This is a genomic window from Streptomyces sp. NPDC001902 (genome assembly GCF_042891295.1).
Classification (GTDB): domain Bacteria; phylum Actinomycetota; class Actinomycetes; order Streptomycetales; family Streptomycetaceae; genus Actinacidiphila.
Map to the genome: position 1 here is coordinate 13,135 of NZ_JBIATA010000009.1, position 23,955 is coordinate 37,089.

Sequence of the window (23,955 nt, forward strand, 5' to 3'; positions counted from 1 at the left end):
GCATGGGGACCGGTTACGCGGACCTGCTGCGGGCCCGGCACGCGGTCCGGCTGCTGACCGGCACCCTGGTCGGCCGGCTGCCGAACGCGACGGCGGCCCTGGGCATCGTGCTGCTGACCCGCGCGCAGGGCGGCGACTTCGCCCTGGCGGGGGCGCTGTCGGCCGTCTACGGCCTCGCCAACGCCGTGGGGCAACCTTTGCTGGGGCGGGCGGTGGACCGCCTGGGGCAGCCGAGGGTGATGTTCCCGGCGGCGGTGGTCTCGGCCGTGGGCATGGCCGTCTTCGCGCTCTCCGGGCCCCGGCCGCTGCCGCTGGCGTACGCCGCGATGCTGGTCGCGGGCTTCTTCACCCCGCCCCTGGAGGGCGGGCTGCGGGCGCTGTGGCCGGGCGTGCTGAAGCGCGAGGACCGGATCCACGCGGCCTACGCGCTGGACGCGGCCGCGCAGGAGGTCATGTTCGCGGTCGGCCCGCTGCTGGTGACGCTGCTGGTGGCGGCGTTCTCGGAGACGGCGGCGCTGCTGTGGATCGCGGCGGTCGGTGTGGCGGGGGCGCTGAGCGTGGTCACCGCGCCGCCGTCGCGGGCGTGGCGGACGCAGCCGCGCACCCCGGACTGGCTGGGGCCGCTGCGCGCGCCGGGCCTGCGGGCGCTGGTCGGCTCGTTCTTCTTCGTGGGGCTGGCGCTGGGCTCGATCGCGGTGGCCGCGGTCGCGTACGCCGACGAGCACGGCGGCGGGATGGTCTCCAGCTACGTGCTGTCGGGGATCGGCGCCGGGGCGCTGGCCGGCGGGGTGTTCTACGGGGCGCGGCAGTGGGCCGGGGTCCCCGAGCGGCGGCTGCGGCTGCTGATGGCGGGCCTGGCCGTGTGCTACCTGCCGCTGGTGCTGGTGCCGGGCGTCGCGGCGATGTCGGGCCTGGCGGTGCTGGCGGGGTTGTTCCTGGCGCCCTCGCTGGCCTGTGCGTTCGTGGTGGTCGACCGGCACGCCCCGGTGGGCACGGTGACCGAGGCGTTCTCATGGATCGTCACCACGTTCGGGGTGGGCGCGGCGGTCGGCACGGCGGTCGCGGGACCGGCCGCGCAGTACGGCGGGACCGCGGCGGCGTTCGGCGTGGCGGGTGCCGGCGGGGTGGTGGCGCTGGTGGTGCTGCTGGCCAGTGGGCGCTACCTCACGGTTCCAAACCCGGCAAGCGGGACAGAAAAAGATCGAATCGCCGCGGTCGAACCCGGTTTGAGGTCCACGCATCAGGCGTAAGGTCTCATCATGGACCGCCGCATTTTCGGGCTGGAGAACGAGTACGGCGTCACGTGCACGTTCCGGGGACAGCGGCGTCTGTCCCCGGACGAGGTGGCGCGGTACCTCTTCCGCCGTGTCGTGTCATGGGGTCGCAGCAGCAACGTCTTCCTCCGCAACGGCGCCCGTCTCTACCTCGACGTGGGTTCGCACCCGGAGTACGCCACTCCCGAGTGCGACAACGTGACGGAACTGGTCACCCACGACAAGGCGGGGGAGCGCATCCTCGAGGGCCTCCTGGTGGACGCAGAACGACGCCTGCACGAGGAGGGCATCGCGGGCGACGTCTACCTCTTCAAGAACAACACCGACTCCGCGGGGAACTCCTACGGGTGCCACGAGAACTACCTCGTCGCCCGGCACGGGGAGTTCTCCCGCCTCGCGGACATCCTCATCCCCTTCCTGGTCACCCGGCAGCTGCTGTGCGGCGCGGGCAAGGTGCTGCAGACCCCGCGCGGCGCGGTCTACTGCGTCAGTCAGCGCGCGGAGCACATCTGGGAGGGCGTCAGTTCCGCCACGACCCGCTCCCGGCCCATCATCAACACCCGGGACGAGCCGCACGCGGACGCCGAGCGCTACCGGCGGCTGCACGTCATCGTGGGTGACTCCAACATGTCCGAGACGACCATGCTGCTGAAGGTCGGCGCGACCGACCTGGTGCTGCGCATGATCGAGGCGGGCACCGTGATGCGGGACCTGACGCTGGAGAACCCGATCCGGGCGATCCGCGAGGTGTCGCACGACATAACGGGCCAGCGCAAGGTCCGTCTCGCCTCGGGCCGGGAGGCCTCGGCCCTGGAGATCCAGGAGGAGTACTACTCCAAGGCGGTGGACTTCTGCGACCGGCGCGGCATCCGCAGCGGTGTCATCGAGCAGGTCCTCGAACTGTGGGGCCGGACCCTGGAGTCGATCGGCAGCGGTGACCTGGACAAGATCGGTACCGAGATCGACTGGGTGATGAAGTACCGCCTGATCGAGCGTTACCGGGCGCGGGACAACATCACGATGTCGCACCCGCGCATCGCGCAGATAGACCTCGCGTACCACGACATCCACCGCCGCCGCGGGTTGTACTACCTGCTGGAGAAGCGGGGTCAGGCCAAGCGGATCTGCAACGACCTGAAGATCTTCGAGGCCAAGTCCGTGCCCCCGCAGACGACGCGGGCGCGGCTGCGCGGCGACTTCATCCGCCGTGCCCAGGAGCAGCGGCGCGACTTCACCGTCGACTGGGTGCACCTGAAGCTCAACGACCAGGCGCAGCGCACGGTGCTGTGCAAGGACCCGTTCCGGTCGGTGGACGACCGGGTGGAGAAGCTCATCGCCGGTATGTAGGGGCGGTGGCACAGGCGACGCGGGGCCCCGTACGTGTTCGTACGGGGCCCCGCCCACGCCGTAGAGTGGCGCGCACGCCAGACAACGCAAGATCGACCTGATGGGGATCCCCGTGCGCCGACGCTCTCTTCTCCTCGCCGTCCCTGCCGGCCTGCTCACCCTCGCCGGCTGCGGTGACGACAAGTCCGGCAAGTCCGCGACCAGCGCCACCCCGTCGGGTTCCGCGTCCGCGTCCGCGCCGGTGAAGATCGTGGACGGCCCGCTGCCGGACATCACCGCCGGTACGAAGTTCGGCGAGAAGCCGACGGTCGCCAAGGGCACGGGCCAGCCGAGCAAGGACCTGGCCGTCAAGACGGTGATCCAGGGCAACGGCACCACCGTCGCCTCGGGTGACTACCTCCAGGCGAACTACCTGGGCCAGATCTGGGACACGGCCAAGGTCTTCGACAACTCCTGGGACCGGGGCGCGCCGGCCATCTTCCCGATCGGCGTCGGGCGGGTCATCCCGGGCTGGGACAAGGCCCTGGTGGGCAAGAAGGTCGGCGACCGGGTCGAGCTGGCGATCCCCCCGAACCTGGGCTACGGCGCGCAGGGGCAGCCGGACGCCGGGATCAAGGGCACCGACACGCTGGTCTTCGTCGTCGACGTGGTGGACACCTTCAACGGCAAGAGCTCCGCCCAGGGCAAGGCCGTCCCGCAGACCGACGCCAAGCTGCCCAAGGTCGGCACCGGCACCGACGGCAAGGCGCCCTCCATCGAGGTCCCCAAGACGGCCGCGCCGGCCAAGCTGGTCGCCAACTACGTGCTGGAGGGCGACGGTGCGGCGGTCAAGCCCACCGACACCCTGCTGCTGCAGTACAAGGGCGTGGTGTGGGACGGCGGCAAGGAGTTCGACTCCAGCTACAAGAACGGCCAGTTGGCCCAGTTCCCGCTGCAGCAGCTGATCAAGGGCTGGCAGGAGGGCCTGGTGGGCAAGAAGGTCGGCAGCCGCGTCATGCTCGTGGTGCCGCCGGACCTGGGCTACGGCGACAAGGCGCAGCCGGGCATCCCGGCGAAGTCCACGCTGGTGTTCAGCCTCGACATCCTCGCGGTGATGTAAGACTAAGCAGGTTGTCCGCACCTCTTTAGGAGCACGTACGTGAGCATCGAGAAGCCCGAGATCGACTTCCCCGGCGGTGAGCCGCCGGCCGAACTGGTGATCAGGGACATCTGGGAGGGCGAGGGCGCCGAGGCGAAGGCGGGTCAGAACGTCACCGTCCACTACGTCGGCGTGGCCTTCAGCACCGGCGAGGAGTTCGACGCCAGCTGGAACCGCAACTCTCCCTTCAGCTTCCCGCTGGGCGGCGGCCGGGTCATCAAGGGCTGGGACCAGGGCGTGCAGGGCATGAAGGTCGGCGGCCGTCGTGAGCTGACCATCCCCGCGCACCTGGCCTACGGCAACCAGAGCCCGAGCCCGCTCATCAAGCCGGGTGAGACGCTGATCTTCGTGGTGGACCTGCTGTCCGTCTGAGCGGCGTCCGGCCCGACCACGGCCCGTAGCCCCCGCCGACCGGCACCGCCGGCCCGGCGGGGGCTCCGTCGTACGAGGGCCGGCAGGGGCGGTCACCGGAACCGGCCTTCGCTTCAGCCACGCGGCCCGGTCGCGATAGGGTCTCGACGGAGAGCTGAACACGGAAGAAGGTTGCTTCGAGTGGCGATTGCCAAGGCCGAGCGGCTGATGAACCTGGCGCTGTGCCTGATGAACACCCGGCGCCCGGTCAGCAAGCGGGAGCTGCGCGCGTCCATCGAGGCGTACCACGAGATCGGCTCCGACGAGGCGTTCAACCGCATGTTCGAGCGCGACAAGGACGACCTGCGTGAGCTCGGCATGGTCATCGAGACGGTGGAGAGCCTGGACGGTGAGATCGGCTACCTCGCCCGCCGTGACCGCAACCGCCTCCCCGAGATCGCCCTGGACGCCGAGGAGGCCGCCGCGCTGAGCCTGGCCGCGAAGGTCTGGCAGCAGGCGCGCTTCGCCGAGGCCGCCAGCGGAGCCCTGCAGAAGCTGCGGGCCGCGGGCGTGCCCTTCCACGACGAGGGTGACGACGGCGTGCGGGAGGCGGCCGGGCACAGTGCCCTGGAGCCCCGCATCCCCACCCCCGAGCCGGCGTTCGAGCCGCTGATGGTCGCCACCCGTGAGCGCCGCCCCGTCTCCTTCGACTACCGCAAGGCCAACGCCGTACGCCCCGAGCCCCGCCAGGTCGAGCCCTGGGCGCTGGAGTGCTGGCGCGGCCACTGGTACCTGGCCGGCTGGGACCGCGACCGGTCCGCCGTGCGCGTCTTCCGGCTCTCCCGGATCACCGGCCGGGTCCGCACCCGCGGCGGCGCCTTCACCACCGAGGTGCCCGACCACGTCGACGTGCGCGCCGCCGTCGCCAGCTGGGCCGGGGAGGGCGCGACCGCGACCGCCAGGATCCGGCTGCGCCGCGACTCCGGGTACCCGCTGCGGGCCCGCGCGGTGGAGATACTGCCGGTCGACGCCGACTGGGACGAGCTGGAGATCCCGTACGGGCACGGACTGGACGCCTGGCTGGTGGAGTTCGGCCCGGACGTGGTCGTACTGGGGCCCGACGAGCTGCGGGCCGACGTCGTGGACCGGCTGCGCGCCGTCGCCAAGGGCTGAGCGGGGGAGTACGGAGAGATGGCCAACGCGATCGACCAGACGCGCCGGATGCTGTCCCTGGTGACGTATCTGCGCGAGCGCCCCGGCGCCCGCGTGAGCGACGTCGCCCGGGCGTTCGGGGTCACCGAGGCCGAGCTGATCGGCGACCTGAACGTGCTGCCGCTGTGCGGCACGAGCTTCAGGGGCGGCGACCTGCTCGACATCGACACCGACGGCGAGCGGATCTGGTGGCACAACGTGGACGACGTCGCGCAGCCGCTGCGGCTGGCCGCCGACGAGGCCGCCGCGCTGCTGGTCGCCGCCCGTGCCGTCGCCAACCTGCCCGGGCTGCGGGAGAGCGACCGGCAGGCCCTGCTGCGCGCCACCGCCAAGATCGAGGGAGCGGCCGGCGAGGCCGCCGGCGCGTCCTCCCGGCTGTCGGTCACCTTCGAGTCCGAGGGCAGCGTCTTCGCCGACGTCGACCGCGCCATCGCCGAACGGCGCCGGCTGTGGATCCGCTACTACTCGCCGTCCCGGGACGAGCTCACCGAGCGCGAGGTCGACCCGATCCGGCTGTTCGCGGTCGGCCACACCTACTTCGAGGGCTGGTGCTACCTGTCGGAGGACCGGCGCACCTTCCGACTGGACCGGGTCGCCGAGATCCGGCTGCTGGACACGCCCAGCGACCCGCCGCGCGTCGAGCCGCGCGACCTGTCCCAGGGGCTGGTGCAGCCGGCCGGCGACGACCCGGAGGTCGTGATCGAGGTCGGCCCCGGCGGCCGCTGGGTCGCCGAGTACTACCCGCACGACCTCGCCGAGGAACTCCCCGACGGCGGCCTGCGGGTCACCCTGCGCACCCCCGACCCGGGCTCGCTGCGCCGTCTCGCGCTGCGGCTCGGCCGCGACGGGCGGATCGTCTCCCCGGCCGGACTCGCCGGCAGCGCCCGCGACGCGGCCGCCCAGGCCCTCGCGGCCTACGGCGAGTGAGGTGAGCGCCGGCATGGACGACCTCGACACCCTGGACACCCTCGGTACCGTCGGCGACCCCGGCACGACCCCGCCCGGGGTGATCTTCAGGGCCTCCTGCCCGGAGTGCCGGACCAGCTTCGAGCTGTCGGCCGACGCCCTGCGGCTGGCCATCGGCGGCAGCCACCGGACCACCTTCTACTCCTTCACCTGCCCCGACTGCGGCTCCTCCGTCCGCAAGCCGGCGGGCGACCGCATCGTGGAGCTCCTCACCGACGGCGGTGTCCGCACGATGCGGCTGCACATCGGCTGAGCCGCTACGCTCGGCTCCCATGTGGTGGCTCTACCTGTACGTCGGCCTCGCGACCGCCGGCCTGCTCGTGCTCGGTGTCCTCGGCTTGCGTGTGTACGCCGAGGTGCGCGGCCTCGCCCGCCAGGTGGGGCGCAGCAGCGACCGCCTGCGACAGGCCTCCGAGGACCTGCGGCGGGCCGCGGAGCCGCTGGCGCGCGGCGCCGGCGAACTGTCGCGCTGACGACGCCGTCCCGCAGGCCGTGCCCGGACGCCGGGTCGGTGCCGTCCGCGGCACCCTCGTCCTCCCCCCTCCAGGAAGGTACGCTGCTGAAGCGGCCCCGATAGAGCGCGGCGGGGGCGGCAACGGCAAGGACGCCGGGGGATTGCCAGGCGTTTACCCCCGCAGGTTACGATCGCTGGCAGAGCGGACACCGTGTCCACGGACCCGGAGCCCGCTGCTCAAGAACCCATGCCGCCTCGGTGAGAAGGTAAAGCTTATGTTCGGCAGGCTCGGCGCCCCTGAGATCATCCTCATCCTTGTCGTCGTTCTGCTGCTGTTCGGGGCCAAGCGCCTCCCGGACATGGCCCGCGGCCTTGGGAAGTCGATGCGCATCCTGAAGAGCGAGGCGAAGGCGATGAAGTCGGACGACACGGCCGCCCCGCAGGCGCCGGCCGACGCGCCCGCCGACGCCCAGGCCGCACCGAAGACCATCCAGGCCGCGCCCGGTGACGTCGCCAGCGCCCGCCCGGTCTCCGAGACCCAGCAGCCCAGCCAGACGCAGAGCTGACACGACGACACAGGTACGGGCCGCCGGCGGGGACGCCGGCCACCGCGTGAGATGAGGACCTGGGTTGCTCAAGTCTGCCCGCAGTAAGCCGACGAAGGACCCCGAGGGGCGCATGCCCCTGGTGGAGCACCTGCGTGAGCTGCGCAACCGGCTCGCCAAGAGTGTGCTCGCGATCGTCGTCGTGGCGATCGTGGCCGCCTTCTACAGCCAGCAACTCCTGGAGTTCCTGGCCTCTCCGGTACCCAAGTGCGGCCCCGGGGTCGTCAGCAGCGGCGGCAACTGCGCCATCGTCACGTTCGACTCGCTGACGGCGCCGTTCGCGCTCACGATGCAGGTCTGCTTCATGGCCGGCGTCATCGGAGCCAGCCCGGTCTGGCTGTACCAGCTGTGGGCCTTCATCGCCCCCGGCCTGCACCGCAACGAGCGCAAGTACACGTACATGTTCGTGGGCGCGGCGCTCCCGCTCTTCCTGGGCGGCGCCTTCCTCGCGTACAAGATCATGCCGGTCAGCATCAAGGTGCTGATCAGCTTCACGCCCGAGGGCTCGTCCAACCTCCTGAAGCTCGACGGGGTGCTGGACTTCACCATCCGCATGGTGCTGGTCTTCGGCCTCGCCTTCGAACTGCCGCTGCTCCTGGTCATGCTCAACCTGGTCGGCATGGTCAGCGGCCGCCGCATGGCGGGCTGGTGGCGGGCCGTGGTCATGGGCGTCTTCGTCTTCGGCGCCGTCGCGACGCCGACCACCGACCCGGTCAGCATGATCGCCCTGTCCGGTCCGATCGTCGTCCTCTACTTCGGCGCGGTCGCCTTCAGCCTGGTCAACGACCGGCGTCGGCGCTGGCGCAACCCCGACGCGGAACTCTCCGACGACGAGGCCTCCGAGCTGGACCTCACCCCGGAGTCGATCGACACCGGCGAGCGCGTCACGGCCTCCGTGCCCGAGCAGGCCGGGCCCGTCGAGGACGGACGCCGCTCCGGCGACTTCGACGACGCGACCTGACGCCGTGTGACCCCCGGCGGGGCCCCGCCCGGACCAGCCGGGCGGGGCCCCGTCGTCATGGCGCGCAGGAGGCCGTCAGCAGTGGTCGCCCTTCGACGCGACGAAGGCCATGGGCCTGTTCCACGCCACCGTGTGGCCCCTGCCGTCCGCGCCCACGACGGCGCACCCCTTGTTGTTGAACAGCGCGTTGGCCGTGCCCGCGATGGTCGCCCGGTCTGCGACGCCCCCCGATCCTCCCCGCCGGAACACGGCCCTCCGTAGGCCCCGAGGATGATCACGACCCCGCCGGAAGAAGGGGTGCCGGTGATCTCGACGGGTGGACTACCGCACGGTAGGGTCCGCGCGTGACCAGCGAGATCACCCTCATCGCCAACCCCACCGCGGGCCGTGGACGGGGCGCCCGCGCCGCCGGACCGGCCGCGGACGCACTGCGCCGCGCGGGCTTCGGCGTGCGCACCGTCGTCGGCACCGACGCGGCCGACGCTCTGGCGCGGGCCCGCGAGGCCGTCGCGGACGGCACGGACGCGCTGGTCGCGGTCGGCGGCGACGGCATGGTGTCGCTGGCCCTGCAGGCCGTGGCCGGGACCGGCACGCCGCTCGGCGTCGTCGCCGTCGGCACGGGCAACGACTTCGCGCGGGCGACCGGACTGCCGATACGCGAGCCCGCCGCGGCCGGGGAGGCCATCGCGCGGGCGCTGAAGGAGGAGACCGTCCGCGAGATCGACCTCGGCCGCGCCGGCGAACGGTGGTTCGGCACGGTCCTCGCCTCCGGCTTCGACTCCCGGGTCAACGACCGCGGCAACCGGCTGCGCTGGCCCAGTGGGCGGCTGCGCTACGACGTGGCGATGCTGGCGGAACTGGCCGCGCTGCGCCCGATCCCGTACCGGATCACCCTCGACGACGGCGCCGAGACGGAGATCGAGGCGACCCTCGTGGCCGTCGGCAACGGCACCTCGTACGGCGGCGGCATGCGGATCTGCGCCGGAGCCGAACTCGACGACGGGCGCTTCGACGTGTGCGTGGTCGGGCCGTGCAGCCGCAGCACGCTGCTGCGCGTCTTCCCGAGGGTCTACCGCGGCACCCACCTCGGCCACCCCGTGGTGACGGTGCACCGCGCGGCCGCGATCACCCTCGCCGCCGACGGCATCACCGGCTACGCCGACGGTGAGCCACTGGGCCCCCTGCCCCTGACCGCGCGCACCGTACCGCGAGCGCTGCGCCTGCTGGCGCCGCGGTAGCGCGGTGCCGAGCCGCGGGGGCGAGGTTTGTCGGGCTGCGCCCGGCGGGCACGTCCAGCCGCAGCCGGCCGCCCGGCCCGGCGTGCACCGCTCGGGCGGGCCCGGAAGACCCCGGGCGGCCGCACCCCGGCCACCGGCCGCGCCGACCGGAGTCCCTCACCGCGTCCCCCTGCCCCGGCGCCCACTCGGCGGCGGGGGACCACGGCCGCCGCACAGGCCGGCGTCCCGTCACCTCACCTAGTCGGCGATCCTGTGCTGGCCGTCCCCGGACGCGGCCACGGCATCCGCCACCCCTGGCGGCCGAAGCGCCGGACGTCCGGGGGAGCCGTGGGCGAGGGCGTCGTGGGCTCAGGCGGCGGGGGTGGAGCGGAGGGTGTCGACGGCGAGGGTGAGGTCGACGAGTTCGCGGGGGTGGGTGAGGCGGCGGCCGGTGAGCAGTTCCAGGCGGCGCAGGCGGTTGAGGACCGTGTTGCGGTGGCAGTCCATGCGCTCGGCGGCGGCGCGGGGGGAGCCGTCGCACTCCATCCACGTGGCGAAGGTGCCCAGCAGGGACTCGCGTTCCTCGTCGGCGAGCCCCCGCAGCGGGCCGAGGACACGCTCGGCCAGCTCGCCCGCGAGCCGGCGGTCCGAGGCGGCCACGACCGTCGGCATCCGCTCCTCCCACAGCGCCACCTCGCCGTCGGAGGCGCACGTGGGCAGCGCCAGTTCGGCGAGCGTCAGGGCCCGGTGCAGCTGGGCCAGGCCGTGGACGACCGGGCTGACCCCCGCCCGCAGCCCGGGGACGGCGCCCAGGAGCGCGGCGAGCGCCCCGGGGGACCGGTCGCCCAGCAGGACGACCAGGACCTCGCCCGTGCCGCGGGGTGCCCGCAGTACCCGGCTGCCGGCGCCCACCGGGAAGGCGTCGTCGCCGGGCGTGCCGGAGGCCGAGGCCCGCACGCTGGTCACCGCGACGACGAAACGGCCGTCGCCCGGTACGCCCAGGGCCTGGGCGGCGGCGCCCACGCCGAGGCTCTCGGTCCGTCCTTCGAGCAGGGCGCCCAGCACGCGGGCGGCCCGCCTGCTGCCGCCGGCCCCGCCGTCGCCCAGCGTCTCGCGGTAGGCGTCGGCCAGGATCGCGGTCGTGCGCCGGCGGAACCCCCACATCCGCGGGGCGATGTGCACCATGAGCGGGATGTCGCCGGGATGGTGCGCGGCGACGGTGTCGACGAGGTCCTGCCACACGACCGCGCCGCCCACCCCGAAGACGTGTGCCAGCAGCTCCAGCGGCATGCCCCGCTCGGCCTGGCGGCGGCCGGCCTCCCGCATGTGCCGGGCCGCGTCCGCGTCGCGCTCCGGGTCGACGAGCCGGTCCAGGTGCATGGTGATCATCGTCGCGAAACCGTCGAGGGAGCAGTCGGGGTCGTCGGCGTGGTCCACGAAGCCGGGGACCTTGGTGTGCAGCCGGGCCATGACCCGCTCCGACAGCTCGCCGGTCCGCTCCTTCATCCGCAGCGCCGCCGTCCGCAGCAGCTCCCGGGCCGCCTCGTCCTGCGCCTGCGGACGCGCCGTCACCGGGGCGCTCCGGGGCCGTGCGCCGCGGAGATCCGCTCGGCGTCCAGGGCGAGCGCCAGGTGCACCACGTCGCGCGGTCGCGCCACGGAGCGTCCGGTGAGCTCCTCCAGCCGCCGCAGCCGCCTGCGCACCGTGTTGGCGTGGCAGAACAGGGCGGTCGCGGCCTTCTCGACGGAACCGTCGGTGTCCAGCCACGCCCCCAGGGTCTCCAGGAGCACCGTGGCCTCCGTGGCCTCCACGCCCCGCAGCCCGCCCAGGACGCCGGCGGCGACCTCGCTCGCGACGTCCGGGCGGCGGGCGAGCAGCCCGGCCGGGTAGCGGCGGTCGAGGACGGCCACCTCGCCGTCCCGGGTGCAGGTGCGCAGCGCGAGTTCGGCGAGTTCCCTGGCGTGTCCGACCGCGCCCAGCCGGTCCACCTCCGGGCTCAGGCCCGCCCGCGTCCCGGTGGGCACCTCCAGCGCGGCCGCGAAGTCGCCGAGCGTCAGGTCGCCCAGGTCGGCCAGGAGCACCTCGCCGCCGACCGGGAACGCCCGGTGCACCCGCACCCCGGCGGGCACCCCGGCCCGCCGCCGTACGGGCGGAGGGGCCCCCGTCGAGCCCCGTACGACGGCGACCGCGAAGCGGCCGTGCTCGGGCAGGCCGAGGGCGTCCGCTGCCTCGGCGAGGCCCGGGGCGTCCACCCGCCCGGCGAGGAGCCCCTCCAGCGCCCTGCGGCCGCGCTGCCGGTGGAACGTCACCTCGCCGCGGGCCCGCAGGTAGGCGTCGGCCATCAGCCGGCTGTCCCGCTCGAACAGGTCCCAGACCTCCGCGGCGGCGCGGGCGATCAGCTGCGTCCCCTCCGGCCCCCGGCCCTCCCCGGCCCGGACCAGCGCCAGCCACAGCGCGTCACCGGCCGTACGGCAGGCGCCCATCATCGGCTCCAGGGGGAACCCCTGCCACGCCCGGCGTTCCCCCACCCACGACAGGTACGCGGCGGACACCGCGGAGCGCCCCGGGTCGGCGAGCGAGTCGAGGACGGCGGCGACCGAACCCTCGGTCTCCTCCAGCAGTCCGGACGGTGCCAGCGCGGGCTCCCGGTAGGCGGGGTGCCGGTCCCGGATCCGCTCGACGATGTCCGCCGCCACCGGCCCGACCTGCGCGCGCACCTGCAGCGCGGCGGCTCTCAGCATCTCGCGGTGCTCCCGCCCGGAGGCGCCCGCGATGCCCGCGGTGCACATCGGACGCGTCGTGGCGGGGGTGGCCATCCGATCTTCCTCTCGGCTCTGCGGGCGCGGAGCCCGGGTGGGCGGGCACCCGCACGGCATTCCTACCGGCTGGTAGTCCGGCCCCGGAAGACGGGTGACGCAAACGTGACCGACATCCGGACAGAACCCACACATCACCGAACACGCGGTCGTACGGGACGGCTCGGGCGGTGCCGCTGCACAGCCGGGCCCCGGCGCCGTTGGGAACCGCGACCAGAAACGCCCCCGACCCTCGCCGAACCGCCCGCCATCTCTTCCCATGGAGCTCCCGCATCACCGGCCCCGGACGGTGGCCCCCGGCCGCGCCCGCGGCGGCCCCCCGCGGCCCACCCCTCCAGGAGCAAGCACACCGTGACCCGGAAACAGCGCCTCAGGTCCACCGTCGTCCTCACCGCCGCCCTCACCTGCGTCCTCACGGCCTGCGGCGGGGACGAGGGCACCGCCGCGGTCGACGGTCCGGTCGACGCGAACGGCGTCAAGACGGGGCCCGGCATCACCGACTCCACCATCACCCTGGGCGTCCTCACCGACCTGTCCGGCCCGTACGGCCCGCTGGGCCGCTCGGTGCTGCAGGCGGAGAAGCTCTACGCCGACCAGGTCAACGCCGAGGGCGGCGTGTGCGGCCGCAAGCTCAAGCTGCTCGTCCGCGACCACGGCTACGACGTCGACACGGCCGTCGTCCACTACGGCGAGATGGAGCCGAAGATCGCCGCGATGCCGGGCCTGCTCGGTTCGACGATCATCAACGCGCTGCTCGACAGCATCGAGGTCGACGACGTCATGACGACGTCGCTCGGTTACTCCTCGGCCCTGCTCGGCCAGCCCACCCTGACGACCATCAATGCCACCTACGACGTCGACATGATCAACGGCTTCGAGTACCTGGCGGACACCCAGGGCCTCGGGCCGGGCGACCGGGTCGGCTACATCTACCTCGAGGGCGACTACGGGAGCAACGCGCGCCGCGGGGCCAGGTTCGTCGCCGACAAGCGCGGCATGACCCTCGTCGAGAAGAAGGTCGGGCCGGCGCGCAAGGACCTGTCCGAGGAGGTGCGGGAGCTCGGCGAGGCCGGGGTGAAGGCCGTCCTGATCAGCACCAGCCCCGCGCAGACCGCCGCGGCGGTCGGTGCCGCCGCCGCGGGCGGGCTCGACGTGCCGTTCCTCGGCAGCGCCGTCGGCTACGACCCGCAGCTGCTGAAGACCCCGGCGGCGCCGGCGCTGCTGAAGATGCTGCAGCTCGTCGCCCCCACCCCGGCGATGACCAGCGACACCCCCGAGGTCAGGAAGCTCGTCGCGGACTACAAGCGCCGCTACCCGGGGGACCCGCTGGACCAGGGGCTGGAGACCGGGCACAACACGATGGCCGTCGCCGTCCAGGACCTGAAGTCGGCCTGCGAGGCGGAGGACCTGAGCAGGGAGGGCATCATCGCGGCGCACCGCCGGCTCAAGGGGTTCGACCCCGGGCTGGGCCCGGCCCTGGACTTCTCCGACCCGTGGCGGCCCAGCGCCACCCGGAGCTACATCGTCAAGCCGGACCAGGGCGTGCCCGGCGGTCTGGCCGGGGTGAAGGACGCCTTCAAGGTCCCGCTGGTGGAGCAGTACCTCACCACCATCTGAGCTTCCCGGGCGCGGGGCGCGGAGGTGGGGCGGGCGCGACACGCCCGGCCTCCGCGCCCCGGGTTTTGCTTCGGCAAAAAGATCATGTCGGCTGTCAGTGCGGCCCGGTAGTCTCGTTTTCAAGATGAACGAAGAGATGTCTCCCGCCGAGCGGTACGCCGCTTCCCGGCTCCGCGCCGCCGAGCAGGCCACCGCACTCGCGGGCTTCCGCGAGCTGTACGAGTTCGGCCTGGACCCCTTCCAGATCGAGGCCTGTCAGGCCCTCGAGGCCGGCAAGGGCGTGCTGGTGGCGGCACCCACCGGCTCCGGCAAGACCATCGTGGGCGAGTTCGCGGTCCACCTGGCCCTCCGCGAGGGCCGCAAGTGCTTCTACACCACCCCCATCAAGGCGCTGTCGAACCAGAAGTTCACCGACCTCGTCAAGCGCTACGGCGCCGAGCGGGTCGGCCTGCTGACCGGCGACAACAGCGTCAACGGGGACGCGCCGATCGTGGTCATGACCACCGAGGTGCTCCGCAACATGCTGTACGCGGGCTCCCAGGCCCTCGACGGCCTCGGCTACGTGGTCATGGACGAGGTGCACTACCTCTCCGACCGCTTCCGCGGCGCGGTCTGGGAGGAGGTCATCATCCACCTCCCGCAGTCCGTGACCCTGGTGTCGCTCTCCGCGACCGTCTCCAACGCCGAGGAGTTCGGCGACTGGCTGGACACCGTCCGCGGCGACACGCAGGTCATCGTCTCCGAGCACCGCCCGGTGCCGCTGTGGCAGCACGTCCTGGCGGGCCGCCGGATGTACGACCTGTTCGAGGAGGAGCAGGGCTCCGGCACGGGCGGGCAGCGCGCCGCCGTCAACCCCGACCTGGTGCGGCTGGCCCGCACGGAGAACCAGCGCGCCTTCAACGGCCGCGACCGGCGCGGCGGCAGGATGCGCGAGGCCGACCGCGAGCGCGAGCGGCGTCAGCAGCGCAGGATCTGGACGCCCAGCCGGGTCGAGGTCATCGAGCGGCTGGACGCGGAGGGGCTGCTGCCCGCGATCACGTTCATCTTCAGCCGCGCCGGCTGCGAGTCGGCGGTGCAGCAGTGCCTGCACGCGGGCCTGCGGCTCAACAACGAGGAGAACCGGGCGAAGGTCCGGGCCATCGTCGAGGAGCGCACCAAGTCCATCCCCGACGAGGACCTGAACGTCCTCGGCTACTTCGAGTGGCTGGAGGGCCTGGAGCGCGGCATCGCCGCGCACCACGCCGGCATGCTGCCGACCTTCAAGGAGGTCGTCGAGGAGCTCTTCGTGAAGGGCCTGGTCAAGGCCGTCTTCGCCACCGAGACGCTGGCGCTGGGCATCAACATGCCCGCGCGCTCCGTGGTCCTGGAGAAGCTCGTCAAGTGGAACGGCGAGACCCACGCCGACGTCACCCCCGGCGAGTACACGCAGCTCACCGGCCGTGCCGGACGCCGTGGCATCGACGTCGAGGGCCACGCGGTCGTGCTGTGGCAGCGCGCCTTCGACCCCGTCCACCTGGCGGGTCTGGCCGGTACGCGCACCTATCCGCTGCGCTCCTCCTTCAAGCCCTCGTACAACATGGCCGTCAACCTCGTCGGCCAGTTCGGGCGGCACCGCTCCCGTGAGCTGCTGGAGACCTCGTTCGCGCAGTTCCAGGCCGACCGCTCGGTGGTCGGCATCTCCCGCCAGGTGCAGCGCAACGAGGAGGGCCTGGAGGGCTACCGGTCCTCCATGACCTGCCACCTCGGTGACTTCAACGAGTACATGTCGCTGCGCCGGCAGCTGAAGGACCGCGAGGCCGAGCTGTCCCGGCAGGGCGCGAACCAGCGCCGGGTGGCCGTGGCGGACGCGCTGGAGAAGCTCCGCCCGGGCGACATCATCCACGTCCCCGCCGGCAAGTTCGCGGGGCTGGCCCTGGTCCTCGACCCGGGCGTGCCCGCCGGCCGCAGCCCCGGCCACCACAACCGGCACGACCCGTTCCAGCACGACGGCCCCCGCCCGCTGGTGCTCACCGCGGAGCGGCAGGTCAAGCGGCTCGCGCAGATCGACTTCCCGGTGCCGGTCGAGGCGCTGGACCGGATGCGCATCCCCAAGTCCTTCAACCCGCGCAGCCCCCAGTCCCGGCGCGACCTGGCCTCCGCCATGCGCTCCAAGGCCGGTATGGCCGGCATAGCGCCGCAACGGCAGCGCCGCCAGCGCTCGGCCGCCGCGGACGACAACGAGATCGCCCGGCTGCGGACCGAGATCCGCGCGCACCCCTGCCACGGCTGCGACGAGCGCGAGGACCACGCCCGCTGGGCCGAGCGCTACCAGCGGCTCCAGCGCGACACCAAGCAGCTCGAGCGCCGTATCGAAGGCCGCACCAACACCATCGCCCGCACCTTCGACCGGATCTGCGCCCTGCTCACCGACCTCGGCTACCTGGAGGCCGACAAGGTCACCGCCGACGGCCGCCGGCTGGCCCGGCTCTACGGTGAGCTCGACCTCCTGGCCAGCGAGTGCCTCCGTGACGGGGTCTGGGACGGCCTCGGCCCCGCCGACCTCGCCGCCTGCGCCTCCGCGTTGGTCTACGAGTCCCGCTCCGCGGACGACGCCCTGCCGCCGCGGCTGCCCTCCGGCAGCGCCAAGCAGGCACTCGGCGAGATGGTCCGCATCTGGGGCCGCCTCGACGCCCTGGAGGAGGACCACCGCATCAACCAGGCCGAGGGCGTCGGGCAGCGCGAACCCGACCTCGGCTTCGCCTGGGCCGCCCACCGCTGGGCCTCCGGGCACGGCCTGGACGCGGTGCTGCGCGACGCCGACATGCCGGCGGGCGACTTCGTGCGCTGGACGAAGCAGCTCATCGACGTGCTCGGCCAGATCGCCGACGCCGCCCCCGAGGGCAGCCCGGTGCGGCGCAACGCCCGCAAGGCCGTCGACGGACTCCTGCGCGGCGTCGTGGCGTACTCCTCGGTGGGCTGAGCTGCCGCGGGGCTGCGCTACCGCGGGGCCGGGCGGGCGGCCGCGAGGTACGCCCGCCAGCCGCCGTGCTCCGTGATGTCCCGGGCGCCCGTCAGCGCGGCCGGCTCGCACAGGAAGCCCGGGACGGCGGTACCGTCCGCGAGACGGACCGGGCCGAGGGCCATCGGGTGGGGGAGCGCGGCGAGGAGCCGGCCGAGGCCCTCGGCGGGGAGTTCCCACACCTCGCACTCCACGGTCGCGCCCTGGTCCGGTGGCACGCGCACCAGGCCGGGCTTGGGCGGTGTGGTCGGCAGGGCGTACAGCCGGTACTCGGCGGCGGTCGTGGTCGCACGGAGCAACCGGGCGCCCAGGGCCCGCAGTTCGCCGTTGAGCGGCTGGCCCGACAGGTGGGCGCCGACGACCGTGAAGGGGACGGTGGGGCCCAGCAGGCCCGCGATGGCGCTCTGGCGCTCCTCGGTACGGGCGCGGCCCAGCAGCATCACCCCGAACGGCAGGCCGCCGACCTCGCCGGCGGGCACCGCGACCCCGCACATGTCCAGGAGGTTGGCGGAGTTGGTGAACCGGCCCAGGCGGGCGTTGGCCCCGACCGGGTCGGCGGCGACCTCCGCGAGCGTGGGGTGCCCGGGGGCCGTCGGCAGAAGCAGCGCGTCGGCGTCGCCGAGTGCGTCCATGGCGCGGTCCGTGAGCGCGGCCAGCCGCTCACGGTCGGCAAGGAGGCGGTGCGCGGGGATGTCGCGGGCGGCGGTGATGATGCGCGCGACGGTCGGGTCCAGGTCCGGGCTCCCGGTGTGTTTGTCGATGAAGCCACCCACGGCGGTGTAGCGCTCCGCCACGAAGGCGCCCTCGTAGAGCAGCGCCGCAGCGGCGGAGAACGGCGTCAGGTCCACCGGGCGCACCTCCACGCCCGCGGCCGCCAGGCGTCCTGCCGTCCAGGAAAAGGCCTCCGCCCACCCCGGGTCGAGCTCCCCGAGCTGCTCCAGGGGCGGCACCGCCACGCGCCACGGCCCCGGACGGCGGGCGGGCGGCGGCGCCTGCGGCACGTCGGCGACGACACCCAGCGCCCGCTGCGCCTCCGGGAGCGTGCGGGCGAACACCGTGACGCAGTCCAGGCTCGCGCAGGCGGGCACCACGCCCTCCGTCGGCACCAGCCCCCGGGTCGGCTTGATCCCCACGATCCCGTTGAACGCGGCGGGCACCCGCCCCGAACCTGCCGTGTCCGTGCCGAGGGCGACGTCCACGATCCCGAGCGCCACGGCGACCGCCGAGCCCGCACTCGAACCGCCGCTGACCCGCGCCGGGTCGTACGCGTTGCGCACCGCCCCGTACGGGCTCCTGGTGCCGACCAGGCCCGTCGCGAACTGGTCCAGGTTGGTCGTCCCCAGCACCACCGCACCGGCGGCGCGCAGCCGGGCCACGGCGGGCGCGTCGGCGTCCGGCAGGTACGCGTACGTGGGGCAGCCGGCGGTCGTGGGCAGCCCCGCGACGTCGATGTTCCCCTTGACGGCGACCACGGTCCCGGCCAGCGGCAGCGGGTCCGCGGCGTCCAGGGCGGCGGCCTCGGCCTCCACGTCGGCCTGCGGCCGCAGCGTGATCCACACCTCGGGGCGGTCCACTTCGCGGATGCGCGCGTACGCGGCCCGGACCCGGTCGAGGGCGGGGGTGCCGGAGGGGGTCGGAGTGGGCATGTCGGGTTCTCCTTCACGGGTGTCTTCCCGCCCGGTCACCCCCTACCCGGGACGGCGCCGCGATCACGGCACCGGCGCCGATCAGGGCGTGGGTGTGGCGCCCGGGCTGAGGCGGGTGAGGCGGGTAGGCGGGTGAGGCGGGTGCGGTCGGTCGGATGGCGGCCGGTGGTGTCCGGCCGGCCCGGGCGGGTGTCCCGGTCACGGGCACCGGCGGCGACCGGCGGCGACCGGCGGCGACCGGTGGGGCGGGCGGGACGCCCAGGCGTCGAGGATCGGAGGCAGGTGGAGCAGGGGCGGGCTACACGGGGCGCAGCGTGAGCAGCACCGTGCCGGCGTCGACCTGGTCCCCCGGGGTGACCAGGACCGCGTCCACGACGCCGTCCACGGGGGCCTCGACCGGGGACTCCATCTTCATCGCCTCCAGCGCCAGCAGCCGCTGCCCGGCCCGTACCCGGTCACCCGGACGGACCGCGACCTGCCACACCGACGCCGGGAACTCCGCCTCGACCGCGCTGCCGCCCTCGGGCACCGTGACGCCCGCCGTGGCCGCGCCCGCCGCCGGGGACGCGGCCGCCTCCGCACGGGCGAACTCCCCGGCCGCCTCCCACGCGTCCCGCTCGGCGGCGAACGCGGCCGCCTGCCGGGCCCGGAAGGCGCCGATGGACGCGGCGTTGGCGTCGAGGAAGGCCTGGTGCTCGGCGAGGGCGAACTCGCCCTCCTCGACCCGCAGTTCCAGGCGCCCTGCGGCCATGTCGGCCCGCATCTCCAGCAGTTCGCCGGCCTCGACCGGGAACCACCTGATCCGGTCGAAGAACCGCAGCAGCCACGGCCGCCGCCCGGCCGTCGCGCCCCGCCCCCAGACCTGGACGGTGCGGCCCACGAACTGGTAGCCGCCGGGCCCCTCCATGCCGTACACGCACAGGTAGGCGCCGCCGATGCCGACGGAGTTCTCGGCGGTCCAGGTCCGCGCCGGGTTGTACTTCGTGGTCACCAGCCGGTGCCGTGGGTCGAGCGGGGTCGCGACGGGCGCGCCCAGGTAGACGTCACCGAGCCCCAGCACCAGGTACTCCGCGTCGAAGACGGTGCGCCGGACGTCCTCCACCGACTCCAGCCCGTTGACACGGCGGATGAACTCGATGTTCCAGGGGCACCAGGGCGCGTCGTCCCGCACCCCCGCCATGTAGCGGGCGACGGCCTCGCGCGTGGCGGGGTCGTCCCAGGACAGCGGCAGGTGGACGGTGCGGCTGGGCACCACCAGCCGCTCGGCGGGCGGCAGGTGCCCCTCCGCCTCGCGCACGCAGTCCAGCAGCTTGGCCGTGGACAGCACGTCCGGGTCGACGTGCACCTGGAGCGAGCGGATGCCCGGCGTGAGGTCGACGACCCCCGGCAGTCCGGCGGCGGTCAGGTGCTCCGCGAGGGCGTGGACGCGCATCCGCAGGGCGAGGTCGAGCTGCATCGGCCCGTACTCGACGAGCAGGTTGTCGTCGCCGCTGCGCCGGTACGTCACCGACGGACGGCCCTCGCCCTCCGGAAGGCGCCCGAGGACGCCGCCGTCGCCGAGCACGGGTCGCGAGGCGCGCGGCACGACGGCGGGGGAGCGCCGCAGGGCGGCCGCCGTGTCCTCGGTGACCGGCACGAACCGCACGGTGTCGCCGGGACGGAGCTGCCCCAGCTTCCAGCGCTGCCCGGTGACGACGGTCGCCGGGCACACGAAGCCGCCCAGCGAGGGCCCGTCGGGGCCGAGCAGCACGGGCATGTCGCCGGTGTAGTCGACGGCGCCGACCGCGTACGGGGTGTCGTGGATGTTGGAGGGGTGCAGCCCCGCCTCACCGCCGTCGGCGCGGGCCCAGCGCGGTTTGGGCCCGACCAGGCGGACGCCGGTCCGCGCGGAGTTGAAGTGCACCTTCCACTGCGCCGCGTAGAAGTCGCGGACGTCGTCCTCGGTGAAGAACTCGGGCGCGGCGTGCGGCCCTTCGACGGCGGCGACGTGCCACGCGGTGGTGAAGTCCGGTCGCCGGTCCACGGGCACGGGGGTGCCGCCGCAGGGCCCGCCCCCGTGGAGCACGTCCCCGGAGCGCAGCGCCCGGCCGCCGTGGCCGCCGAACCGCCCCAGGGTGAAGGTGGCCGCGCTGCCCAGGTACGCGGGGACGTCGAGCCCGCCGTCGCCGAACAGCACGTACGTCCGCAGCCCCGGGCCCTGCGGAGCCGGTACGTCCAGCTCGCCGCCGGCCGGTACGGTGACCGGCTCCCACTGCGGCACCGGCCTGCCGTCCACGGTCACGGCGACGGGCGCGCCGGTGACGCAGACGGTCGTCGGGTGCGTGAAGCGCAGCCGCGGGCCGAGCAGGGTGCACTCCAGGCCGGGGGCGCCCTCGTCGTTGCCCAGCGCCTCGTTGCCGAGCCGGAAGGACAGGTCGTCCATGGGCCCGCAGGGCGGCACGCCGACGTGCCAGAGCCCGGTGCGGCCGGGCCAGTCCTGGACGGTGGTCAGCGTGCCCGGCCGCTGCACCTCGACGCGTGGCGTCGGGTCGGCGACGCCCTCCAGGGTCGCCGTGGTGTGCACGGCCGCGCGCAGCGCCGGCTCGGCGACGGCTGCCCGCAGCAGGCCGAGGTTGGTCTCGATGCCGCCCACCCGGGTCGCGGTGAGCGCGTGGGCGAGCCGGTCGAGGGCGTCCTCGCGGTCGGTGCCGTGGGCGATGACCTTGGCCAGCATCGGGTCGTACGCGGTGGTCACCTCGGTTCCGGTCTCGACCCAGGCGTCCACGCGGACGCCCTCGGGGAACGCGACCTCGGTCAGCACGCCCGCGCCGGGCCGGTGCCCGCGGCTGGGGTCCTCGGCGTAGACACGGGCCTCCACGGCGTGGCCGCGCGGCGGGCCCGGCTCCCTGACCACGCCGGTGTCGCCCTGCGCGAGGCGCAGCATCCACGCCACGAGGTCGACGCCGTACACCTCCTCCGTCACCGGGTGCTCCACCTGCAGGCGCGTGTTGACCTCCAGGAAGTACGCCTCGTCGCGGGCGGCGTCGTACACGTACTCCACCGTCCCCGCCGAGCGGTAGCCGACGGAGGCGCACAGGTCGCGGGCGCTGCCGGCGAGGCGGCGGCGCACGGCGTCCGGCAGACCGGGGGCGGGGGCCTCCTCCAGGACCTTCTGGTTGCGGCGCTGCAGGGAGCAGTCGCGGTCGCCGAAGTCGACGACGCGGCCGCGCCCGTCGCCGAAGACCTGCACCTCGACGTGGCGTGCCCGCTCCACCAGGCGTTCCAGGAACACGCCCGCGGAGGAGAAGGAGGCCGCGGCCACGCGCCGCACGCTCTCCCAGGCCTCGGTCAGCTCGGTGGCGGAGCGGCAGGCCCGCATGCCGATGCCGCCGCCTCCGCCGGTGGCCTTGAGCATCACCGGGTAGCCCAGGGCCCGCGCCGCCTCCAGGGCGGCGTCGAGGTCCGCCAGCAGCCCGGTGCCCGGCAGCAGGGGCACCCCGGCGGCCTCGGCGGCGGCGCGCGCGGTGTGCTTGGTGCCGAAGAGCGCCAGCTGCTCCGGTGTCGGCCCGACGAAGACCAGGCCGGCGGCCTCGCAGCGGCGCGCGAAGTCCGCGTCCTCGGAGAGGAACCCGTAGCCGGGGTGGACCGCCCCCGCCCCGGTGGCGCGGGCGGCGGCCAGGACGGCGTCGGCGTCCAGGTAGCTGGCCTTGGCCGGGGCCGGGCCGAGCCGTACGGCGTGGTCGGCGAGGCGCACGTGCGGGGCGGAGCGGTCGGGGTCGGAGAAGACGGCGACCGTGCGCAGGCCCATGCGCCGGGCGGTGCGGATGACGCGGACGGCGATCTCGCCGCGGTTGGCGACGAGGAGGGTGTCGAAGGTGGCGTGGCTCACGGCGTGGGTCATGCGCGGCCGCCGGAGACCGTCATCTCGACCGGGGTCGGGTCGAAGCCGTTGCAGGGGTTGTTGACCTGAGGGCAGTTGGAGACCAGGACGAGGACGTCGGTCTCGGCCCGCAGCACGATCCGGAGCCCTGGGGCGGAGATGCCGTCGACGATGCCGAGGGTGCCGTCGGGCTCGACGGGCACGTTCATGTACCAGTTGACGTTGCCCACCAGGTCGCGCTTGCCGAGGCCGTACCTGGCGCCCTCGGCGAGGAAGTTCTCCACGCAGGCGTGCTGCGACCAGGTGTGGTGGCCGTAGCGCAGGGTGTTGGACTCCTTGGAGCAGGCGCCGCCGATGGTGTCGTGGCGGCCGCAGGTGTCCTCCACGACGGTCATCAGCGGGGTGTGCTCGTTGGAGAGCAGCACGCTGCCGGTGGTCAGGAAGATGCCGCCCTGGGCCTGGAGGGTGTCCGGCGCGCTGTAGCGGACGGCCGTGTCGTGGGCGTCGTACACCAGGAAGTCCACGGCCTGGTTGCCGCCCAGGTCGGTGACGGTCAGGCGCTCCCCGGCGCGGACCACCGCGGACCAGGGCGCGCGGGCGGGGACGACGGTGGTCTCGCTGGTCACTGCAGCCCCCTGGCGGCGAGGTGGTCGGCGGTGTTGAGGAAGGCGCGGCGGCCCTCGGGAGTGGCGTCCCACAACGGGTCCCCGGGCGCGGTCGGCGTAGCGCGCCAGGCCAGCACCTCCAGGGGCGTGCAGACGTACTCCGGCCGCGGGTCCAGCGGGTGCGGCACGTTCGCGATCAGCACGGTCAGCGGCTGCTCGGCGCGCAGGGTGACGGACGCGCCGGGGCCCGCGGAGCCGGTGAACTCCAGCTTCCCGTCGGCGACGACGCGGACGCCCTGGAAGAAGGAGACCGACGGCGGCAGGTCGCGCGGCTCCAGGCCGTTCTTCAGCGCGGCCAGCTTCAGCAGCTCGCGACCCGCGGGGGAGGGGCCGTGCGCCGAACCGTCCCCGTACAGCGCGGTGTTGCGGACGGCGGTGGAGGTGCCGCAGAGCGCGTCGTGGCGGCCGCCGGTGTCGGCCACGACCGAGGCGAGCACCCGGCCCTGGTCGGACAGGAGCAGGTGGCCCGCGCCGAGGTAGGCGTTCCACAGCACCTTCACGGTGTCGGCGGTGTTGAGCCGCTCCCAGGGACGGTCGGCGACGTACAGCAGCAGGTGGGCGCAGGCGTCGCCCGTCAGGTCGGTGAGCCGCAGTTCGCTGCCGCGGGCGAGCACCTTGTGCGTGTAGGTGCCCCCCGCGACGGTCTCCGCCCAGACCAGGTCGCGCGGCTCGACACCGGGCGGCGGCCGCTCCGGCCAGTGCGCGGCGGGCAGCACGGGCATGGCGTCCACGCGCGTCCCCTCCTGCGCGCGGGCGTGGTCCCGGGCTCCGTGAGGCGTCCCTGTCGACACGGCGTTCCACCTCCAATTTCTGTCGTCCGACAGAAATT

20 protein-coding genes are annotated in these 23,955 nt (G+C 74.0%); 13 read left to right on the top strand and 7 right to left on the bottom strand.

Features of this window, described 5'->3' with window-relative positions:
• Positions 1-2 precede the first annotated feature (2 nt).
• The 10 genes from ACFYYN_RS16770 to tatC all read left to right on the top strand — a co-directional run bounded on the left by ACFYYN_RS16770 (position 3) and on the right by tatC (position 8,308).
• A complete protein-coding gene (locus ACFYYN_RS16770) occupies positions 3-1,250 on the top strand; it encodes an MFS transporter (protein ID WP_500330665.1) in 1,248 nt (415 codons plus the stop codon).
• A 9-nt stretch (positions 1,251-1,259) separates the two neighbouring features.
• Entirely contained in the window at positions 1,260-2,621 is a 1,362-nt protein-coding gene (pafA, locus tag ACFYYN_RS16775; protein WP_499510930.1) for a Pup--protein ligase, read from the top strand.
• A 100-nt stretch (positions 2,622-2,721) separates the two neighbouring features.
• Positions 2,722-3,720: an FKBP-type peptidyl-prolyl cis-trans isomerase gene (locus ACFYYN_RS16780; RefSeq protein ID WP_500546410.1), complete on the top strand. Its 999-nt coding sequence runs from the start codon at positions 2,722-2,724 to the stop codon at positions 3,718-3,720.
• Positions 3,721-3,759: 39 nt separating this feature from the next.
• On the top strand, positions 3,760-4,131 hold the full coding sequence (locus ACFYYN_RS16785; protein ID WP_499510929.1) for an FKBP-type peptidyl-prolyl cis-trans isomerase: 372 nt from the start codon (positions 3,760-3,762) through the stop codon (positions 4,129-4,131).
• Between the two features lie 180 nt (positions 4,132-4,311).
• Entirely contained in the window at positions 4,312-5,283 is a 972-nt protein-coding gene (locus tag ACFYYN_RS16790) for a helix-turn-helix transcriptional regulator (RefSeq protein WP_499510928.1), read from the top strand.
• Between the two features lie 18 nt (positions 5,284-5,301).
• On the top strand, positions 5,302-6,249 hold the full coding sequence (locus tag ACFYYN_RS16795; protein ID WP_499510927.1) for a helix-turn-helix transcriptional regulator: 948 nt from the start codon (positions 5,302-5,304) through the stop codon (positions 6,247-6,249).
• Positions 6,250-6,262: 13 nt separating this feature from the next.
• Positions 6,263-6,541, top strand: coding sequence for a hypothetical protein (locus tag ACFYYN_RS16800; RefSeq protein ID WP_499510926.1), 279 nt, complete (start codon positions 6,263-6,265; stop codon positions 6,539-6,541).
• Positions 6,542-6,560: 19 nt separating this feature from the next.
• Positions 6,561-6,761 (top strand): hypothetical protein, encoded by a 201-nt coding sequence (locus tag ACFYYN_RS16805; protein WP_500330659.1) that lies wholly within the window; start codon positions 6,561-6,563, stop codon positions 6,759-6,761.
• Between the two features lie 256 nt (positions 6,762-7,017).
• Positions 7,018-7,308, top strand: a complete 291-nt coding sequence (gene tatA, locus ACFYYN_RS16810) for a Sec-independent protein translocase subunit TatA (RefSeq protein WP_500546412.1) — start codon at positions 7,018-7,020, stop codon at positions 7,306-7,308.
• A 112-nt stretch (positions 7,309-7,420) separates the two neighbouring features.
• Entirely contained in the window at positions 7,421-8,308 is an 888-nt protein-coding gene (gene tatC / locus ACFYYN_RS16815) for a twin-arginine translocase subunit TatC (protein WP_500330655.1), read from the top strand.
• A gap of 75 nt (positions 8,309-8,383) precedes the next feature.
• Here tatC and ACFYYN_RS16820 read toward each other — a convergent pair whose 3' ends face one another.
• Entirely contained in the window at positions 8,384-8,557 is a 174-nt protein-coding gene (locus ACFYYN_RS16820) for a hypothetical protein (protein WP_500546413.1), read from the bottom strand.
• Positions 8,558-8,652: 95 nt separating this feature from the next.
• Between ACFYYN_RS16820 and ACFYYN_RS16825 the strand changes: the two genes are divergently transcribed.
• On the top strand, positions 8,653-9,546 hold the full coding sequence (locus ACFYYN_RS16825) for a diacylglycerol kinase (protein ID WP_500546414.1): 894 nt from the start codon (positions 8,653-8,655) through the stop codon (positions 9,544-9,546).
• Positions 9,547-9,894: 348 nt separating this feature from the next.
• On the opposite strand, the gene ACFYYN_RS16830 is transcribed toward ACFYYN_RS16825, so the two are convergent.
• Positions 9,895-11,097 carry a PucR family transcriptional regulator gene (locus ACFYYN_RS16830; RefSeq protein WP_500546416.1) on the bottom strand — a complete coding sequence of 401 codons (1,203 nt, stop codon included), beginning with the start codon at positions 11,095-11,097 and terminating at the stop codon, positions 9,895-9,897.
• Complete coding sequence (locus ACFYYN_RS16835) at positions 11,094-12,341, bottom strand: helix-turn-helix domain-containing protein (protein WP_500546417.1); 1,248 nt, start codon at positions 12,339-12,341, stop codon at positions 11,094-11,096. The genes ACFYYN_RS16830 and ACFYYN_RS16835 overlap by 4 nt, the downstream gene beginning before the upstream one ends.
• A 351-nt stretch (positions 12,342-12,692) precedes the next feature.
• Here ACFYYN_RS16835 and ACFYYN_RS16840 point away from each other — a divergent pair, with 351 nt between their 5' ends.
• Both ACFYYN_RS16840 and ACFYYN_RS16845 read left to right on the top strand, forming a co-directional pair.
• Positions 12,693-13,958: an ABC transporter substrate-binding protein gene (locus ACFYYN_RS16840; RefSeq protein ID WP_500546418.1), complete on the top strand. Its 1,266-nt coding sequence runs from the start codon at positions 12,693-12,695 to the stop codon at positions 13,956-13,958.
• A 124-nt stretch (positions 13,959-14,082) separates the two neighbouring features.
• Positions 14,083-16,917 (top strand): DEAD/DEAH box helicase, encoded by a 2,835-nt coding sequence (locus ACFYYN_RS16845; RefSeq protein ID WP_500546419.1) that lies wholly within the window; start codon positions 14,083-14,085, stop codon positions 16,915-16,917.
• A 17-nt stretch (positions 16,918-16,934) separates the two neighbouring features.
• Here ACFYYN_RS16845 and ACFYYN_RS16850 read toward each other — a convergent pair whose 3' ends face one another.
• The 4 genes from ACFYYN_RS16850 to ACFYYN_RS16865 all read right to left on the bottom strand — a co-directional run bounded on the left by ACFYYN_RS16850 (position 16,935) and on the right by ACFYYN_RS16865 (position 23,848).
• Complete coding sequence (locus tag ACFYYN_RS16850; RefSeq protein ID WP_500546420.1) at positions 16,935-18,602, bottom strand: allophanate hydrolase; 1,668 nt, start codon at positions 18,600-18,602, stop codon at positions 16,935-16,937.
• Between the two features lie 298 nt (positions 18,603-18,900).
• A complete protein-coding gene (gene uca, locus ACFYYN_RS16855; protein ID WP_500546421.1) occupies positions 18,901-22,470 on the bottom strand; it encodes an urea carboxylase in 3,570 nt (1,189 codons plus the stop codon).
• An 8-nt stretch (positions 22,471-22,478) separates the two neighbouring features.
• Entirely contained in the window at positions 22,479-23,087 is a 609-nt protein-coding gene (locus ACFYYN_RS16860) for an urea amidolyase associated protein UAAP2 (RefSeq protein WP_500546422.1), read from the bottom strand.
• Positions 23,084-23,848, bottom strand: coding sequence for an urea amidolyase associated protein UAAP1 (locus tag ACFYYN_RS16865; RefSeq protein ID WP_500546554.1), 765 nt, complete (start codon positions 23,846-23,848; stop codon positions 23,084-23,086). The genes ACFYYN_RS16860 and ACFYYN_RS16865 overlap by 4 nt, the downstream gene beginning before the upstream one ends.
• Positions 23,849-23,955: the final 107 nt, after the last annotated feature.

What these genes read in the sequence shown, in the direction of transcription:
- ACFYYN_RS16770 (WP_500330665.1), top strand. Translation starts at nt 3, where the DNA reads ATGGGGACCGGTTACGCGGACCTGCTGCGGGCCCGGCACGCGGTCCGG.
- pafA (WP_499510930.1), top strand. Translation starts at nt 1,260, where the DNA reads ATGGACCGCCGCATTTTCGGGCTGGAGAACGAGTACGGCGTCACGTGC.
- ACFYYN_RS16780 (WP_500546410.1), top strand. Translation starts at nt 2,722, where the DNA reads ATGGGGATCCCCGTGCGCCGACGCTCTCTTCTCCTCGCCGTCCCTGCC.
- ACFYYN_RS16795 (WP_499510927.1), top strand. Translation starts at nt 5,302, where the DNA reads ATGGCCAACGCGATCGACCAGACGCGCCGGATGCTGTCCCTGGTGACG.
- ACFYYN_RS16800 (WP_499510926.1), top strand. Translation starts at nt 6,263, where the DNA reads ATGGACGACCTCGACACCCTGGACACCCTCGGTACCGTCGGCGACCCC.
- ACFYYN_RS16805 (WP_500330659.1), top strand. Translation starts at nt 6,561, where the DNA reads ATGTGGTGGCTCTACCTGTACGTCGGCCTCGCGACCGCCGGCCTGCTC.
- tatA (WP_500546412.1), top strand. Translation starts at nt 7,018, where the DNA reads ATGTTCGGCAGGCTCGGCGCCCCTGAGATCATCCTCATCCTTGTCGTC.
- tatC (WP_500330655.1), top strand. Translation starts at nt 7,421, where the DNA reads ATGCCCCTGGTGGAGCACCTGCGTGAGCTGCGCAACCGGCTCGCCAAG.
- ACFYYN_RS16835 (WP_500546417.1), bottom strand. Translation starts at nt 12,341, where the DNA reads ATGGCCACCCCCGCCACGACGCGTCCGATGTGCACCGCGGGCATCGCG.
- ACFYYN_RS16845 (WP_500546419.1), top strand. Translation starts at nt 14,083, where the DNA reads ATGAACGAAGAGATGTCTCCCGCCGAGCGGTACGCCGCTTCCCGGCTC.
- ACFYYN_RS16850 (WP_500546420.1), bottom strand. Translation starts at nt 18,602, where the DNA reads ATGCCCACTCCGACCCCCTCCGGCACCCCCGCCCTCGACCGGGTCCGG.
- ACFYYN_RS16865 (WP_500546554.1), bottom strand. Translation starts at nt 23,848, where the DNA reads ATGCCCGTGCTGCCCGCCGCGCACTGGCCGGAGCGGCCGCCGCCCGGT.